Origin of the sequence: Clavibacter capsici, assembly GCF_001280205.1 — a bacterium.
GTDB lineage: Bacteria > Actinomycetota > Actinomycetes > Actinomycetales > Microbacteriaceae > Clavibacter > Clavibacter capsici.
In genome coordinates, this window is the sequence record NZ_CP012573.1 from 2064220 (window position 1) to 2081244 (window position 17025).

Annotated in this window: 17 protein-coding genes; 1 reads left to right on the top strand and 16 read right to left on the bottom strand. The window is 72.3% G+C overall.

Features of this window, described 5'->3' with window-relative positions; translation table 11 throughout:
- Positions 1-3: 3 nt before the first annotated feature.
- From AES38_RS09700 to infC, 16 genes are all read right to left on the bottom strand, one after another.
- Positions 4-1245: an argininosuccinate synthase gene (locus AES38_RS09700; protein WP_053774789.1), complete on the bottom strand. Its 1242-nt coding sequence runs from the start codon at positions 1243-1245 to the stop codon at positions 4-6.
- A 44-nt stretch (positions 1246-1289) separates the two neighbouring features.
- Positions 1290-2213 (bottom strand): ornithine carbamoyltransferase, encoded by a 924-nt coding sequence (argF, locus tag AES38_RS09705; RefSeq protein ID WP_053774790.1) that lies wholly within the window; start codon positions 2211-2213, stop codon positions 1290-1292.
- Between the two features lie 133 nt (positions 2214-2346).
- Entirely contained in the window at positions 2347-3564 is a 1218-nt protein-coding gene (locus AES38_RS09710) for an acetylornithine transaminase (RefSeq protein WP_053774791.1), read from the bottom strand.
- Positions 3561-4472, bottom strand: coding sequence for an acetylglutamate kinase (argB, locus tag AES38_RS09715; protein ID WP_172404125.1), 912 nt, complete (start codon positions 4470-4472; stop codon positions 3561-3563). Before argB ends, AES38_RS09710 begins: the two co-directional genes overlap by 4 nt.
- Positions 4473-4495: 23 nt before the next feature.
- Positions 4496-5650: a bifunctional glutamate N-acetyltransferase/amino-acid acetyltransferase ArgJ gene (gene argJ, locus AES38_RS09720; protein ID WP_053774793.1), complete on the bottom strand. Its 1155-nt coding sequence runs from the start codon at positions 5648-5650 to the stop codon at positions 4496-4498.
- Positions 5647-6696 (bottom strand): N-acetyl-gamma-glutamyl-phosphate reductase, encoded by a 1050-nt coding sequence (gene argC, locus AES38_RS09725; RefSeq protein ID WP_053774794.1) that lies wholly within the window; start codon positions 6694-6696, stop codon positions 5647-5649. Before argC ends, argJ begins: the two co-directional genes overlap by 4 nt.
- A 135-nt stretch (positions 6697-6831) precedes the next feature.
- Entirely contained in the window at positions 6832-9375 is a 2544-nt protein-coding gene (gene pheT, locus AES38_RS09730; RefSeq protein ID WP_053774795.1) for a phenylalanine--tRNA ligase subunit beta, read from the bottom strand.
- A gap of 2 nt (positions 9376-9377) precedes the next feature.
- Complete coding sequence (pheS, locus tag AES38_RS09735) at positions 9378-10415, bottom strand: phenylalanine--tRNA ligase subunit alpha (protein WP_053774796.1); 1038 nt, start codon at positions 10413-10415, stop codon at positions 9378-9380.
- A 61-nt stretch (positions 10416-10476) separates the two neighbouring features.
- Positions 10477-11301 (bottom strand): amino acid ABC transporter permease, encoded by an 825-nt coding sequence (locus tag AES38_RS09740; RefSeq protein ID WP_053774797.1) that lies wholly within the window; start codon positions 11299-11301, stop codon positions 10477-10479.
- Complete coding sequence (locus AES38_RS09745) at positions 11298-11945, bottom strand: amino acid ABC transporter permease (RefSeq protein WP_053774798.1); 648 nt, start codon at positions 11943-11945, stop codon at positions 11298-11300. Before AES38_RS09745 ends, AES38_RS09740 begins: the two co-directional genes overlap by 4 nt.
- 117 nt (positions 11946-12062) lie before the next feature.
- Positions 12063-12986, bottom strand: a complete 924-nt coding sequence (locus AES38_RS09750; protein ID WP_053774799.1) for a glutamate ABC transporter substrate-binding protein — start codon at positions 12984-12986, stop codon at positions 12063-12065.
- A gap of 154 nt (positions 12987-13140) precedes the next feature.
- Positions 13141-13929, bottom strand: coding sequence for an amino acid ABC transporter ATP-binding protein (locus AES38_RS09755; protein ID WP_053774800.1), 789 nt, complete (start codon positions 13927-13929; stop codon positions 13141-13143).
- 152 nt (positions 13930-14081) lie between these two features.
- Positions 14082-14882: a TrmH family RNA methyltransferase gene (locus tag AES38_RS09760; RefSeq protein WP_053774801.1), complete on the bottom strand. Its 801-nt coding sequence runs from the start codon at positions 14880-14882 to the stop codon at positions 14082-14084.
- A 61-nt stretch (positions 14883-14943) separates the two neighbouring features.
- The gene (gene rplT, locus AES38_RS09765) at positions 14944-15336 is read right to left on the bottom strand and encodes a 50S ribosomal protein L20 (RefSeq protein WP_012038696.1); all 393 of its coding nucleotides are present in this window, start codon (positions 15334-15336) and stop codon (positions 14944-14946) included.
- A gap of 46 nt (positions 15337-15382) precedes the next feature.
- The gene (gene rpmI, locus AES38_RS09770) at positions 15383-15577 is read right to left on the bottom strand and encodes a 50S ribosomal protein L35 (protein ID WP_053774802.1); all 195 of its coding nucleotides are present in this window, start codon (positions 15575-15577) and stop codon (positions 15383-15385) included.
- Positions 15570-16163 carry a translation initiation factor IF-3 gene (infC, locus tag AES38_RS09775; RefSeq protein ID WP_072174632.1) on the bottom strand — a complete coding sequence of 198 codons (594 nt, stop codon included), beginning with the start codon at positions 16161-16163 and terminating at the stop codon, positions 15570-15572. The genes rpmI and infC overlap by 8 nt, the downstream gene beginning before the upstream one ends.
- Before the next feature lie 376 nt (positions 16164-16539).
- Here infC and AES38_RS09780 point away from each other — a divergent pair, with 376 nt between their 5' ends.
- The gene (locus AES38_RS09780) at positions 16540-16992 is read left to right on the top strand and encodes a DUF1844 domain-containing protein (RefSeq protein ID WP_053774804.1); all 453 of its coding nucleotides are present in this window, start codon (positions 16540-16542) and stop codon (positions 16990-16992) included.
- Positions 16993-17025: the final 33 nt, after the last annotated feature.

A 17025-nucleotide genomic window follows, 5' to 3' on the forward strand; every position in this document is an offset into this window, starting at 1 on the left:
CGGCTACTCCGCGGCGGGCGCGGCGTCGTCGGCGGCCAGGGCGGCCTGCTCGACCGCGAGGTCGCGGCGCGCCGAGATCTTGCTCGGCAGCGACCACAGCTCGATGAAGCCCTTGGACAGCGACTGGTCGAACGTGTCGCCCGTGTCGTAGGTCGCGAGGTCGAAGTCGTACAGGCTCGTCTCGCTGCGGCGGCCGGTGACGACCGCGCGTCCGCCGCGCAGGGTCATGCGGATGTCGCCGGAGACGTGCCGCTGCGAGTCCTCGATGAAGGCGTCGAGCGAGCGCTTGAGCCCGGAGAACCAGAGGCCGTCGTAGACGAGGTTCGCCCAGTCCTTCTCGACGCCGCGCTTGTAACGGCCGAGGTCGCGCTCGATGGTGAGCGCCTCGAGCTCCTCGTGCGCCTCGATGAGCGTCATCGCGGCGGGGGCCTCGTAGACCTCACGGCTCTTGATGCCGACGAGGCGGTCCTCGACGACGTCGATGCGGCCGATGCCGTGCGCGCCGGCGGCGGCGTTCAGCTCCTGCACGATGCGCAGCGGCGAGTAGCGCACGCCGTCGATCGCGACGGGGACGCCGGCCTCGAACGTGATGGTGACCTCGGTGGGGTCGCGGAGGACGTCGGGGTCCTGCGTGTACTCGTAGAGGTCCTCGATGGGGCCGTTCCACGGGTCCTCGAGGAAGCCGGTCTCGACCGCGCGGCCCCAGACGTTCTTGTCGATCGAGTACGGGCTCTTCTTGCTCTGCTCGATGGGGAGGTCGTGCTCGTTCGCGTAGACGATGGCCTTGTCGCGCGTGAGGGCCAGGTCGCGGACGGGCGCGATGGAGGTCAGGTCCGGCGCGAGCGCGGCGACGGCGGCCTCGAAGCGCACCTGGTCGTTGCCCTTGCCGGTGCAGCCGTGCGCGACGCTGTTCGCGCCGAGCTCGTGGGCGACGCGGGCGAGGTGCTTGGCGATCAGCGGGCGGCTGAGGCCCGAGACCAGCGGGTAGCGCTTCTGGTAGAGCGCGTTCGCCTTCAGCGCGGGGACGATGTAGTCGTCCGCGAACTCGTCCTTGGCGTCCACGACGACGGCCTCGACCGCGCCGCAGTCGAGCGCGCGCTGTCGGATGACCTCCATGTCCTCGCCGCCCTGGCCGACGTCGACGGCGAGGGCCACGACCTCCTTGCCGGTCGCGTCCTTGAGCCAGCCGATGCCCACCGAGGTGTCGAGTCCGCCGGAATATGCCAGTACCACGCGTTCGGCCATGCCGTTCTCCGTTTCCGTTGCTGAGATGTCTGAGGTTGCAGGTGCTACGCCTGGCGGAGCAGCCAGACGAGCAGGGCCTTCTGGGCGTGCAGGCGGTTCTCCGCCTCGTCCCAGACCACCGATCGCGGGCCGTCGATGACCTCGGAGGCCACCTCGTACTCGCGGTCGGCGGGGAGGCAGTGCAGGAAGATCGCGTCGTCGACCGCGTGCGCCATGAGCTCGGTCGTGACCTGGTAGGCGCCGAGCTCGGCGAGCCGCACGGCCTTCTCCTCCTCCCGGCCCATCGACACCCACGTGTCGGTGACCACGACGTCGGCGCCCGTGACGGCCTCGACGGGATCCGTGAGGACCCGGACCGAGCCGCCGGTGGAGGCGGCGATGCGCTCCGCGTCCGCGACGACGTCCGCGGAGGGCACGTAGCCGGCGGGCGCCGCGATGCGGACGTGCATGCCCGCGGTCGCGCCGGCGAGGAGGTACGACTGGGCCATGTTGCAGGCGCCGTCGCCGAGGAAGGTGAGGGTCTGGCCGGCGGGATCGCCGCGGTGCTCTCGGATGGTGAGGAGGTCGGCGAGCAGCTGGCACGGGTGGAAGTCGTCGGAGAGCGCGTTGACGACGGGGACCGTGGTGCCCGCGGCCATCTCCTCGAGGCCCGCCTGCCCGTAGGTGCGCCACACGATGGCGGCGACCTGGCGCTCGAGCACGCGCGCGGTGTCGCTCGCGGTCTCCTTGCCGCCGAGCTGGCTGCTGGCGGTGCTGATGATGAGCGGGACGCCGCCGAGGTCCGCGATGCCGACGGCGAAGGAGACGCGCGTGCGGGTGGACGACTTGTCGAAGATCACGGCGACCGTCTGGGGGCCCGCGAGGGGGCGCTCCGACCAGCGCTCGCGCTTGAGCTGCACCGCGAGGTCGAGCACCTCGGCCTGCTCGGCCGGGCTCAGGTCGTCGTCGCGCAGGAAGTGGCGGGTCATCGCATCGCTCGCTCTCGGGGGACTCGGGGTCAGACAAGCCTAGGGGACGTGCAGGGGCGGATCGGTCCGCCGGCACCCCCGCGCGGGGGTGCCGACGGACGGACGCGGCAAGCAGCCCCGAGCGTCCCGCGGATCAGCGCAGGCGCTCGAGCGCGCGGCCGAACCGCTCGCGGAAGTCGCGCACCTCGGCGTCGCCCACGATGAGCGGCGGCGCGATGCGGAGGCTGCGGGCGTTCGGCGCGTTGATGATGAGGCCCTCGCCGAGCGCGGCGGCCGCGATGCGCCCGCCGTCGTCCTCGTGCAGGCCCACGCCGATGAGCAGGCCCCGACCGCGCACCTCGGCGATGCGCGGGGAGTCGAGGCCCGTGATGGCGGCGCGGATCTCCTCGCCGCGGCGCGCGGCGTTCTCCACGAGCCCGGCGTCCTCGATCTCGGCGAGCACCGCGTTCCCCGCCGCGGTGGCGAGCGGGTTGCCGCCGAACGTGGATCCGTGCTGGCCCTTCTGCAGCAGGTCGGCCGCGGCGTCGAAGGCCACGAGCGCGCCGATGGGGACGCCGCCCGCGATGCCCTTGGCGATGGTGACCGCGTCGGGCCGCACGCCCTCGTGCTCGTACGCGAACCAGCGGCCCGTGCGGCCGACGCCGGTCTGGATCTCGTCGAGGATGAGCAGCGCGCCGTGCTCGCGCGTCAGCTCCCGGGCGCGGCGGAGGAACCCGGCGGGCAGGTCGACGACGCCGGCCTCGCCCTGGATCGGCTCGAGGATGACGGCCTGGACGGTGTCGTCGACGGCCGCCTCGAGCGCCTCGAGCGTCGGCGCGATGTGCTCGACGCCGCCGGGCAGCGGTAGGAACGGCGCCTGCAGCGCGGGCTGGCCGGTGAGCGCGAGCGCGCCCATGGTGCGTCCGTGGAACGAGCCCTGCAGCGTGATGACGCGCGTGCGATGCGCGGATCCGTTGCGGCGCGCGAGCTTGAACGCCGCCTCGTTCGCCTCGGCGCCCGAGTTGCCGAAGTAGACGCGGCCGGTGTCGCCCGCGCCCGTGATGCGACGGAGGCGCTCGGCGAGGGCGATCTGCGGCGGCGTGGCGAAGTAGTTGGAGACGTGCGCGAGCGTGGAGACCTGCTCCGTGACGGCGCGGATGAGCACCGGGTGCGCGTGCCCGAGCGAGTTGACGGCGATGCCCGCCAGGAAGTCGAGGTACTCGCGGCCGGTCGAGTCCCACACGCGGCAGCCCTCCCCGCGGACGAGCATGGCGAGCGGGGGCGGCGACGAGCGCATCATCGCGGCCTGGAAGCGGTCGGACCACTCGCTCTCGGTCTGCGTGGTCCGGCGCTCCGGCTGGGTCGTGGTCATGCGGGCACGACCTCCGTTCCGATTCCGTTCGTGGTGAAGATCTCGAGGAGCATCGAGTGCGGGATGCGGCCGTCGATGATCGCGGCCTTGGGCACTCCCCCGTCGACGGCCTCGAGGCACGCCGCCATCTTGGGGATCATGCCCGACTCGAGCGAGGGCAGCAGGGCGCGCAGCTCGTCGGCGCGGATGTCGGAGACGAGCGAGCCGCGGTCGGGCCAGTCCCGGTAGAGCCCGGCGACGTCCGTGAGGATCACGAGCTTCTCGGCCCCGAGCGCGACGGCGAGCGCGGCGGCCGCGGCGTCGGCGTTGACGTTGAGCGAGACGGACGGGTCGGACTCGTCAGGCGCGATGGAGGAGACCACCGGGATGCGGCCGGCGTCGAGCTGCGCGAGCACGGCCGTGGGATCCACCGCGACGACGTCGCCCACCAGGCCGAGGTCGACCTCGACGCCGTCGACGACCGCGCCGCGCCGGCGGCCCGTGAACAGGCCCGCGTCCTCGCCCGAGACGGCGGCCGCGAGGGGCCCGTGCGCGTTGATGCCGCGCACGACGTCGCGGCTGACCTGCCCGGTGAGCACCATGCGCACGACCTCGAGCACCTCCGGGGTGGTGACGCGGTATCCCCCGCGGAACTCGCTCTCGATGCCGAGGCGCGTGAGCATGGCGCTGATCTGCGGTCCGCCTCCGTGCACGACGACGGGCCGGAGCCCGGCGTAGCGGAGGTACACGACGTCCTCCGCGAAGGTGCGCGTGAGCTCCTCGTCGACCATGGCGTTGCCGCCGAACTTCACGACCACGATGCGGTCGTGGAAGCGCTGCAGCCACGACAGCGACTCGATGAGCGTCGCCGCCTTCGACTCGGCCTGCGCCTGGTCCTCCTCGGCGGCCTCCTGCGTGATGGCGGTCACGTCCGTCCCGTCTGCGTCGGCCATCAGCTGGCGTACGCGCTGTTCTCGTGCACGTAGTCGTGCGTGAGGTCGTTGGTGAGGATGGTCGCCGTCGCGTCTCCCGCGTGCAGGTCGATGAGGACGTGCACGGCGCGCGGGTGGAGGTCGACCAGGTCGCGGCTCTCGTGCGGCTCGCCCGCGCGGCACACCTCGACGCCGTTGATGGCGACGTCGATGCCGTACGGGTCGAAGGCGGCGCCGGTGGTGCCGACGGCGGCGAGCACGCGACCCCAGTTGGGGTCGTTGCCGAAGACGGCGGCCTTGAAGAGGTTGCTGCGGGCGACCGCGCGGCCCACCTCGACGGCGTCGTCGTCGGACGCCGCGTGCACGACCTCGATGGCGATGTCGTGCGCCGCGCCCTCGGCGTCGGCCTGGAGCTGCTCGGCGAGGTCGGCGCACACCGAGGTGAGCGCGGCCTGGAACGCGTCGGCGTCGGGCACGACGCCGGATGCGGCGCTCGCGAGGAGCGTCACCTGGTCGTTGGTCGACATGCAGCCGTCGGAGTCGAGGCGGTCGAACGTGACGCGGGTCGCCTCGCGGAGCGCGCGGTCGAGCGCGGACGCGTCGAGGTCGGCGTCGGTGGTGATCACCACGAGCATCGTGGCGAGCCCCGGCGCGAGCATGCCCGCGCCCTTCGCCATCCCGCCGACGGTCCAGCCGGCGTCGGACGCGCGGACCGACTGCTTGGGCTTCGTGTCGGTGGTCATGATGGCGCGGGCCGCGTCGTCGCCGCCGCCCTCGCCCAGCGCGACCGCCGCGCGGGCGACCCCGTCCTCGAGCTTCTCGAGCGGGAGCTGCTCGCCGATGAGGCCCGTGCTGCAGACGAGCACGTCGCCGCTCGAGACGTCGAGCGCGCGGCCGACCGCCTCGGCGGTGGCGTGCGTGACCTGGAAGCCGCGGGATCCCGTGTAGCAGTTGGCGCCGCCGGAGTTGAGCACGACGGCGCTCACCCGGCCGTCGCCGATGACCTGGCGCGACCACAGGATGGGGTTCGCCTGGCAGCGGTTGCTGGTGAACACCGCGGCCGCCGCCTGCGACGGGCCGGTGTTCCGGACGAGGGCGACGTCGAGCGCGCCCGTGGACTTGAGGCCGGCGGCGACCCCTCCGGCGACGAAGCCGCGTGCGGCGGTGACGCTCACGGGGCCACCCCGTCCACCGGGAGGCCCATGGCCTCGGGCAGCCCGAGCGCGATGTTGGCCGACTGGATGGCCGCCCCCGCCGTGCCCTTGACCAGGTTGTCGATGGCCGTGACCGTGACGACGCGGCCCGCCGCCTCGTCGACCGCGAGACCGACGAGCGCCGTGTTGGATCCCGTGACGTCCGACACGTTCGGGAACGAGCCCTCGGGCAGCAGGTGCACGAACGGCTCGTCGGCGTAGGCGAGCTCCCAGGCCGCGCGCACGTCGTGCGCGGAGAAGCCGGGGGCGAGGCGCGCGGTGGCCGTGGCCAGGATCCCCCGGGCCATGGCCACGAGCACGGGCGTGAACGACACGCTCACGTGCCCGCCCCCCGCGGTCTCGAGGTTCTGCCGGATCTCCGGCGTGTGCCGGTGCGTGCCGCCGACCGCGTAGGCGCTCGCGGAGCCGAGGATCTCGCTGGCCAGCAGGTTCGTGCGGAGCGAGCGCCCCGCGCCGGACGGGCCCACGGCGAGCACCGCGACGATGTCCTCGGGCTCGATGACGCCCGCGCGGATCCCCGGCTGGAGCCCGAGCGTGATGGCGGTGACGTTGCATCCGGGCACCGCGATGCGCTTCACGCCCGACAGGTGCGTGCGCTGGGTGCCGCCCTCCTCCGCGTGCAGGAGCTCGGGCAGGCCGTACGGCCAGGCGCCCGCGAAGTCTCCGCCGTAGAACGCATCCCACGCGGCCTCGTCGACCAGCCGGTGGTCGGCGCCGCAGTCGACCACGAGGGTCTGGTCGTCGAGCTCGGCCGTGATGGCGCCCGACTTGCCGTGCGGCAGCGCGAGGAACACGACGTCGTGGCCCGCGAGCTCGGCGGCGGTCGTCTCGACGAAGGTGCGGTCGGCGTACGAGGTGAGGTGCGGGTGCACCTGTCGCAGACGCTCGCCCGCGTTCTGGAAGGCAGTGAGCGTCTGGACCTCGAGGCGCGGGTGGTCGGCGAGCAGGCGGAGGAGCTCCCCGCCCGCGTAGCCGCTGGCTCCCGCGACGGCGACTGAGAATGACATGCATCAAATCTAGTGCCGGTGCGGGGAGCGCTCCGGCGGGCGGCGGGCCGCCGCATGCACGAGGGGCGGGTCCTCCCTGGGGAGGGCCCGCCCCCTCGGACGGCGCGGCGCGGCCCGGTCGGCCGTGTGGTCGGCCTACTCCCGGAGCGTCGCGCCGAAGCGCTCGCCGGCGAGCCGGACGGATCCGTCGCGCGCCGCGCTCGCCTCGGCCGCGGTGAGCGTGCGGTCGGGCGCGCGGAACCGGAGCGCGAAGGTGAGCGAGCGGGTGCCCGCCTCGACGCCGGGGCCGCGGTAGTCGTCCACGAGCCGTGCGGTCTCGAGCAGCTCGCCCGCGCCCTCGACGACCGTGCGGAGGAGCTCCCCCGCCGGGACCTCGAGCGGCACGACGAGGCTGAGGTCCTGCGTGGCGACGGGCATCGACGTGAGCGTGCGGACCTCGACAGGGCCGCCGGCGAGCGCCACGAGCCGGTCCAGGTCGACCTCGGCGAGCGCGACGCGCTCCGGCAGGTCGAGCTCGGCGGCGAGCGCGGGCAGGAGCTCGCCGGCGAAGCCCACGATGACCGGGCCGTCGGGGGTCACCGCCTCGACCGCGGCCGTGCGCCCCGGGTGCATCGCGCCGTGGGTGCCCTGCTCGAAGCGGATCTCGACGCCCACCGCGTGCGCGAGCTGCCGCACCGCGTCGAGCGCGTCGACGAGGCCGGCCCGCTGCGCGGGGGTGCCGGGCTGCTTCGACACGGCGTCGCCGAGGATCAGCACGCCGACGTGGCGCGGCTGCGGCGGGATGCCCGCGTCGAGCGCCCTCAGCGTGTCGGCGTCGGGACGCACGGCACCGGGCGGCATCTGCGGCGACCCGTAGGCGACGCCCGCCGACGGCAGGAACACCGTGCCGGTCTCGAAGAGCGCGAGGTCCGTGGATCCGCGCGACAGGTTGCGGCGCGCGATGTCGACGAGACCCGGCAGCAGCGAGCGGCGGAGGTACGGGAACGCGACGTCGAGCGGGTTCGCGAGCCGCACGGCGGGTGCGTCCTCGCGGTCGGCCGCCCCGAAGCGCGCGTTCTGCGCCTCGGACGCGAACGGCGAGCTCATCACCTCGGTCAGCCCGGACGCGGCGAGCGCGATCGAGGCCTGGCGTCGGAGGCGCTGCGCGGCGGTGAGGCCGCGGCCGGGCGGCGCGACGGGCAGCACGGCGGGGATGCGGTCGTAGCCGACGATGCGCGCCACCTCCTCGACCAGGTCGGCGCGGTGGCGGAGGTCGGGGCGCCAGGTGGGCGGCGTGACGACGAGGACGCCGTCGCGCTCCTCGATGGCGCAGCCCACGTCGACGAGCGCGTGCCGCACCTCGTCCTCCGCGTAGTCGACGCCGACGAGGGACGCCGGGTAGCCGAGCGGCAGGTCGATGGACTCGCGCGGAGCGGTCGTGTCGAGGATCGAGCCGAGCCCCTCCGCGTGCCCGCCCGCCAGTTCCTCGAGGAGCTGCACGACGCGCGCGGCGGCGGCGGGCGCGACCTTCGGATCCACCCCGCGCTCGAAGCGCTTGGACGCCTCGCTCGGCAGCTTGTGCCGGCGGGCGGTGCGGGCGATGGAGACGGGGTCGAAGCCGGCCGCCTCGATCAGCACGCGCGTGGTGCCCGCGCCGACCTCGGTGGCCTGGCCGCCCATGACGCCCGCGAGCCCGACGGGCCCGGAGTCGTCGGCGATGACGAGGTCCTCGACGTGGAGCGCGCGCTCGCGCCCGTCGAGGGTCACGAGCGTCTCGCCCTCAGCGGCGCGGCGGACGACGATGCCGCCCTGCAGCCGATCGAGGTCGTACGCGTGCAGCGGCTGGCCGAGCTCGAGCATAACGTAGTTGGTGACGTCGACGGCGAGCGAGATCGAGCGGACGCCCGCGAGCGTGAGCCGCGACACCATCCACGGCGGCGTGGGCCGGGACACGTCGAGGCCGGAGACCACGCGCGTCACGAACACGTCGGCGCCGACGCGGCCGCGGATCGGGGCGGCGTCGTCGACGCGCACCTCGACGCCCGCGACGGGCGCGTCGGCCGCGAGCAGCGCGAGCGCGTCGGCGGGGTCGGTGAACGCGGCGCCCGTGGCGTGCGCGTACTCCCGGGCGATGCCGCGGATCGAGAACGCGTAGCCGCGGTCGGGCGTGACGTTGACCTCCACCGCGCGGTCGTCGAGGTGCAGGAGGGCGAGCGCGTCCGTGCCGACCTCGGGGTCGAGGCCGAGCGACGAGAGGACGAGGATCCCGTCGTGCTCCTCCCCCAGGCCGAGCTCCCGGGACGACGCGATCATGCCGTCGGACACGTGCCCGTAGGTCTTCCGCGCGCTGATGGGGAACGGGCCGGGGAGCACCGCGCCCGGCAGGCTCACCACGACCTTGTCGCCGACGACGAAGTTGTGCGCGCCGCAGACGATGCCGCGGACGTCCTCGCCGCCGTCGGCCGCCGTCGCGCCCTCGGAGGCGACGCGGACGGAGCACCAGTTGATGGTCTTGCCGTTGGTCTGGGGCTCGGGCGTCGCCTCGAGCACCTGCCCGACGACGACGGGGCCGGAGATCGAGAACGCGTGGACGTCCTCCTCCTCGAGGCCCACCTTCACGAGCGACGCGTGGACGTCCTCGGGGGTGACCCCCGCGGGGAGCTCGACGTGCTCGCCGAGCCAGCTGATCGGGATCCTCACGACTACACCACCATCCCGAACTGCGCGCCGAATCGGATGTCGCCCTCGACGATGTCGCGCATGTCGGAGAGGTCGTTGCGGAACATGAGGGTGCGCTCGGTGCCCATGCCGAACGCGAAGCCCTGGTACTCGTCGGGGTCGATGCCCGCGGAGCGCAGCACGTTCGGGTTCACCATGCCGCAGCCGCCCCACTCGATCCAGCGGGGTCCCCCCGCGGCGGCCGGGTGCCAGACGTCCATCTCGGCGCTCGGCTCGGTGAAGGGGAAGTAGTTGGGGCGCAGGCGGATGCGGGCATCCTCGCCGAACATCGAGCGCGCGAAGTGCTCGAGCGTGCCGCGGAGGTGCGCCATGGTGAGGCCGCGGTCGATCGCGATCCCCTCGACCTGGCGGAACGCGGGCGTGTGCGTCGCGTCGAGCTCGTCGCTGCGGAAGGTGCGGCCCTGGGCGATCGTGTACACCGGGAGCGCGTCGGCGAGCAGCGTGCGGATCTGCACGGGCGAGGTGTGCGTGCGGAGCACCAGGTGCGCGTCGGTCGGGTCCACGTAGAAGGAGTCCTGCATCGCGCGCGCCGGGTGGTCGGGCGGGAAGTTGAGCGCGTCGAAGTTGAACCACTCGCTCTCGAGCTCGGGACCCTCGTTCACCTGCCAGCCCATCCCGACGAAGATGTCGGCGATGCGCTCCTCGAGCATGGTGAGCGGGTGGCGGGCGCCGGCGCGCCAGCGGCTCGGCAGCGCGGTGACGTCGACGGCCTCGGCGACGAGGCGCTCGGCGGCCTCCTGCTCCTGGATCTCCGCCTCGCGCGCCTGGAACGCCTGCGTGACGCGGGCGCGCGACTGGCCGACGAGCTTGCCGGCGTCCTTGCGCTGTTCGGGCGGCAGCGAGCGGAGCGATCCGTTGAGCCGGGCGAGCGGCGACGCCTCGCCGATGTGGGCGGAGCGGGCCTCGGCGAGCGACGCGGAGTCGGTGGTCGCGGCGAGCGCGGCCATCGCCTGCTCCACGGCGGCGCCGACGGTCTCCTCGGAGATCTGGGGTTCGGACATGAGGCCCGAGTCTACCGATCGGGGGTGGCGCTCCCGGCCCGCGACCGGCCCCGCGACGCGGCTACGCGCCCTGCGAGGTCCCGGCCGCGACGGTCTTCGCCGCACGCGGTCCGCGCTTCTTGGCGAGACGCCGCGCGATGGTCGACACCGTGAGGTTGAGCACGAGGTACATGCCGACCATCACCACGAAGATCGGCAGCGAGTTGGCGCGGCTCGTGGCCTCGAGGATCAGCTCCCCCTGCTTGGTGAGTCCGACGAGGCTGACGATCGTGCCGAGCGCGGTGTCCTTGATGAGCACCACGAGCTGGGCGACGATGATCGGCAGCATCGTGCGGAACGCCTGCGGGAACTCCACGAGCAGCCGGTTCTGCAGCGGGCGCAGGCCGATGGCGAGACCCGCCTCGCGCTGGCCGCGCGGCAGGCCGAGGATGCCGGAGCGCAGCGCCTCGCCGATGATCGCGCCGTTGTAGAGCGCGAGCGCCGTGACGACCGACCAGTACGGCCCGATCGGGAAGATCAGGTAGATGAACAGCATCATCAGCAGCACGGGCATGCCGCGGAAGAACTCGAGGACGACGGTGACCGCGTAGCGCACCACCCGGTGCTCGCTCATGCGCAGCAGCGCCAGCACCATGCCGAGCAGGATCGCGAGCACGGCGGCGACCGCGGCGGACTGCAGCACCACCCACAGGCCCTTGAGCAGGAGCCCCCACACGAGCGGGTCGTTCAGCACGAGCCAGCGCTCGGCGCTGAACTGGCCGGCGTCGGCGAGCTTCACGGCCGCGAACGCGAGAACCGCGACGACGATCACGCCGGTGACGACGGAGAGGACGCGGGAGCGACGGCGGGCCTTCGGGCCGGGGACGTCGTAGAGGACCTGGCTCATCGGGAGACCGCCACTCGCTTCTCGAGGTGGTCCGCCAGCTGGCCGAGCGGGACCGTGATGATGAGGTAGAAGAACGCGACGCCCACGAACACCCAGACGACCGCGTCGCCGTTCGCGTTCGCCACGTCGCGGCCCACGTTGAACAGCTCGTAGATGAAGTAGGCGCCCGCGATGGACGTGTTCTTGGTGAGCGCGATGATCACGTTGATCAGCGGCGGGATCACCGTGCGCAGGGCCTGCGGGAGGATCACGAAGCCGAGCGTCTGCGAGAACGTCAGCCCGATGCTGCGCGCCGCCTCGGCCTGGCCGACCGGCACGCTGTTGATGCCGGAGCGGATCGCCTCGGCGAAGAACGGCGCCGTGTAGAGCGTGAGCGCGAGCACCGCGGCCGTCATGAACGGCAGCGCGCCCGAGATCGACGTGATCACGACGCTGAAGAAGGTGAAGACGAGCAGCAGCGGGGTGTTCCGCAGCAGCTCGACGTAGACGGTGGAGGTGGCGCGGAGGCTCGCGACGGGCGAGATCCTCATCGCGGCGATCACGATCCCCAGCGGGAGGGCGAACAGCACGGTGAGGCCGAGGAGGCGCAGCGTGCCGCCGAACCCCCGCAGGAACACGTCGAGATTGTCGAGGATCACGTCCACGGCGCACCTCCTATCTGTCTGCACCGGCGCTGCCGGGCGATGGTCGGTTCCGGGCTCGGGTGCCCGGACGAGGGAGGGTCCCGCGTGCGCGACAGGCGCACGCGGGACCCGGTGGGACTAGTAGCGGTCGATCGCCGGGGGCTCCGGCGTGTCGATGACCGTGCCGGCCGTCGCCTCGAACAGGCGCGCCCAGGTGCCGTCGTCGTAGGCCGCCTGCAGCGTGTCGTTGATGAAGGTGCGGAACGCCTCGTCGCCCTTGGCGATGCCGATGCCGTAGGGCTCCTCCGTGAAGGTCTCGCCGTCGCCGACGAGCTTGAACTCGCCCTCGTTCTGGTCGATGAAGCCGGAGAGGATCACGTTGTCGGTCGTGACCGCGGACACCTGGCCGTTGCGCAGCGGGTCGAGGCACTTGCTGTAGACGTCGGTCGGCACGACGACCGCGCCGAACTCCGCCTCGATGTTCGCGGCGGGGGTGGATCCGGCCACGGAGCAGACCTGCTTGCCGCGGACGTCCTCGGGCGTGTTGATCGTGGTGTCGTCCGCGAGGACCATGAGCGCCTGGCCGGCCACGTAGTACGGGCCCGCGAAGTCCACGACCTCCTTGCGCTTGTCGTTGATCGTGTAGGTCGCGACGACCGCGTCGACCGAGCCGTTCTGGATGAAGGGCTCGCGGTTCGCCGAGACCGTCTCGGTGAACTCGATCGAGTCGAACGGGATGCCCAGCTTGCTGGCGATGAGCGCGGAGATCGCGACGTCGAAGCCGGCGGGCTTGCCGTCGAGGCCCGCCAGGCCGAAGAGCGGCTGGTCGAACTTCGTGCCGACCTTCATCGTGCCGGCCTCGGCGAGGCGCGCCATCGTGGTGCCCTCGTCGAAGGTGGGGTTCTCCGCGAGCTCGAGCTTGTAGGGCCCGTCGCCGTTCTCGGGGGCGTTCGTGCCGGCGTCGATGCCGCCGTTGGACGCGCTGCCCGCGGCGCCGCAGCCCGTGAGGGCGACGACGACGATCGCGGCGGCCGCGGCGAGGGTCAGTTTCCTGTTCTTCATGGTTCCCGTTCTTGGCTGGTGGGGTGGATGACGGAGGCGATGGGGATCGCCCGTGGTGCGGGACGTGCGGTGGTGCGGGTGGTGCGGCGCCCGGTGCGCCTGCCTCGACGCGTCCGGGTGCGGTGAGCGGGAGGGCTCGGGCCCTCCGCGCGGGTCAGTGGGCGAGGATCTTCGAGAGGAAGTCCTTCGCGCGGGGGCTCCGCGGGTGGTCGAAGAACTCCGCGGGGCTCGTGTCCTCCTCGATGGCGCCGTCGGCCATGAAGATCACGCGATCCGCGGCCTTGCGGGCGAAGCCCATCTCGTGGGTGACGACCATCATCGTCATGCCGTCCTTCGCGAGGCCGACCATGACGTCGAGGACCTCGGTGATCATCTCGGGGTCCAGCGCGCTGGTCGGCTCGTCGAGGAGGATCAGCTTCGGGTCCATCGCGAGGGCGCGCGCGATCGCGACGCGCTGCTGCTGGCCGCCGGAGAGCTGGGCCGGCATCTTCTGCGCCTGGTTGGCGACGCCGACGCGGTCGAGGAGCTCCATCGCCCGCTTCTCCGCCTCGGCCTTGCCCTTCTTGCGGACCTTGATCGGCCCGAGGGTCACGTTCTCGAGCACGGTCTTGTGCGCGAAGAGGTTGAAGGACTGGAACACCATGCCCACGTCGGCGCGGAGGCGCGCGAGCTCGGCGCCCTCGGACGGCAAGTCCTGGCCGTCGATGGTGATGGTGCCGTCGTCGATGGTCTCGAGCCGGTTGATCGCGCGGCACAGCGTGGACTTGCCCGAGCCGCTGGGTCCGATGACGACGACGACCTCGCCGCGGTTCACCGTGGTCGAGATGTCCTTGAGGACGTGGAGGTCCCCGAAGTGCTTGTTGACGTGGGATACGACGACCAGGGGCTCGCCGACCGCTGCTGCGGCGGGCGAGGCGGGGTCCGCCGTCGGGCTCTGCTCCATGCGAACACCATATCCGTGACGGTGTTTCGTCCGCGTTTCCGCGGGGCATCGTCACCCCATCGTGACGCGGGACCTGCGTTTGCGCCGGTCAGAGCGCCGTACGGGGGTGATCCCCGAAGCCGCGCCCCCGTGAGGCGTCCGCGACCGTGCGCTCAGGCGCGCTGCGCGAACGCCGACTCGTAGAGGCACACGGACGCGGCGGTGGCGAGGTTCATCGACTCGGCCTGGCCGTAGATCGGCACGACGACGGCGCGGTCGGCGAGGGCGAGGTGCTCGTCCTGCAGGCCGCGCGCCTCGTTGCCGAACAGCCACGCGGTCGGGGCGGCGAGGCGGCCCGACGTGCGCTCGGCGAGGAGGTCGTCGCCCTTGACGTCGGCGGCGAGGACCTGGAGCCCGGCGGCCTTCACGCGCTCGAGCACGCCGTCGAGCTCGGGCATGATCGCGACCGGCAGGTGGAAGAGCGAGCCCGTCGTGGCGCGAACGACCTTGGGGTTGTAGAGGTCGACGGAGCGCCCGGTGAGGATCACGGCGTCGGCTCCCGCGGCGTCGGCGGCGCGGATGATGGTGCCCGCGTTGCCCGGGTCGCGCACCTCCTCGAGGATCGCGACGAGGCGCGGCTCGTCGGCGAGGATCTGCTTGAGCGAGGTCGGGAACTGGCGGCACACGCCCACCACGCCCTGCGGGGTGACGGTGTCCGCCATGGAGGCGATGACGTCCTCGGTGACGAACTCGACCTCGATGTCGGACTCGCGGACGGCGCGGGCGAGGTCGGGGTAGCGGTCGAGGGCCGTCGGCGTCGCGAACAGCTCCAGCACGAGGTCGGGCCGGAAGGCGAGGGCCTCGGAGACGGCCTGCGGGCCCTCGAGGAGGAAGAGGCCCGTGTCGGCGCGCGCGTCCCGCTTCGCGAGCTTGGCGACGCCACGGACACGCGGGGAGCGGGGGTTGTCGAGCATGGCACCAACACTAACGGCGCGCCCCCTGTCGGGGACGCGCCGTCGGTGGTGGTGCGGAGCGCTACGCGTTCGCCGCGACCTTGGGGGCCGAGGTGTTCGCGGGCAGGGCGGCCTTGGCCGTCTGCACGAGCGACGCGAAGGTCGCGGGCTCGTGGACCGCGAGCTCCGCGAGGATGCGGCGGTCGACCTGGACGCCGGCGAGCGAGAGGCCCTGGATGAGGCGGTTGTACGTCAGGCCGTTCGCACGGGCGGCGGCGTTGATGCGCTGGATCCAGAGGCGGCGGAACTCGCCCTTCTTCGCGCGGCGGTCGCGGTACGCGTAGACGAGGGAGTGGGTGACCTGCTCCTTGGCCTTGCGGTACAGGCGCGAGCGCTGGCCGCGGTATCCGGCGGCGCGCTCGAGGATGACCCGACGCTTCTTGTGGGCGTTGACGGCCCTCTTGACTCTTGCCATTTCAGTGATTCCTATTCGAGTTCAGGTGTCGCGGACGACGAGGGGCCTAGCGGCCGAGGAGCTTCTTGGCGACCTTGACGTCGGCCTTGGCCAGGGACTGGTCCTGGTTGAGTCGCGCCTTGCGCTTGGAGGACTTCACCTCGAGGTTGTGGCGCATGCCGGCCTGCTGCTTCATGATCTTGCCGCTGCCGGTGACCTTGAAACGCTTCTTAGCACCCGAGTGGGTCTTCTGCTTAGGCATTGTTCTCTTCTCTCGCTTCTCGTGCGCTCGCCTTGGTGGCGTCGCGCTTCGCGTTGGCCTCGGCCTTGGCCTCGGACTTGTTCTTGTGCGGTCCGATGACCATGACCATGTTGCGGCCGTCGATCGTGGGGGTGGACTCGACGCTGCCGTACTCGGCGACGTCCTCCGCGAACATCTTGAGCAGGCGCACGCCCTGGTCGGGACGCGACTGCTCGCGCCCGCGGAACAGGATCATGGCCTTGACCTTGTCGCCGTCCTGCAGGAAGCCCTCGGCGCGCTTGCGCTTGGTCTCGTAGTCGTGCTTGTCGATCTTCAGGCGGAAGCGCACCTCCTTGAGGATGGTGTTCGCCTGGTTGCGACGCGCTTCCTTGGCCTTCTGCGCGGCCTCGTACTTGAACTTGCCGTAGTCCATGATCTTCGCCACGGGGGGCTTGGAATTGGGCGCGACCTCGACGAGGTCGAGGTCGGCTTCCTGCGCGAGCCGGAGTGCGACGTCGATGGATACGACGCCGACCTGCTCGCCTGCTGGGCCAACGAGGCGAACCTCGGGAACTCGGATTCGATCGTTGGTACGGGGATCGCTGATGGACTGCTCCTATTCGTGTCTTCGGGTGGCCCGGCGGCTCTCGGGGAGCCGCTCGGATTCGAGACGAGGAGGGTTCTTCACCAGGGTGCGACGCATTCGTCGCACTCGGCAACACGCCCATGCCCGCTGCTGCGGGGCTCCCGTCCTGCGCGCCCCCGCTGGGGAGCCGTTCGGACGGGGGAGCGAAATCGACCCGGTAACCTATGGAGGCGGTCAAGCGCGGGTGGGAGATCAATCCTCTTTCGAACCGGGACTGTGACAGCCCCGGAGCCGTCGATCAGCATAGCAGACGCCGGCCTCGCCCCGGAAGGGCGGGCACCGACCGGGTGCCGCACCCGTCCGCCGCCATCCGGCCGCCCCGAGCACGAGGACAGACATGACCGACCCGACCCCCGACGACGCCCCGACCGCGGCCGACGCGCACGTCCACCGCTTCGAGGAGCCCGACACCGCGACCGGTGCCGGTGCGACGGGCGCCGCCGACCAGGACACCGCCGACTTCGTCGCCGACCAGTACGCGCGCGACATCGCCGAGGTCTCCGCCGTCGAGGTCATCACGACCACGGCCGTCCACCTCATGAGCGCCGCCGCCGTGAAGTGCGGGCTCGCCGACGACCCCGCCACCCAGACGGACCTCGCCGAGGCGCGGAAGCTGATCATCTCGCTGGCGGGCCTGGTCACGGCCGCGTCGCCGGAGCTGGGCGACCAGCACGCGCGGAGCCTGCGCGACGGCCTGCGCTCCCTGCAGCTCGCCTTCCGCGAGGCGTCGCCGTACCCCGACGCCATCGGCAAGGGACCGGGCGAGAAGTACACCGGGCCCGTCTCCTAGGACGGGACGGGCGGGCCTCCCCGCGGCCGCGCC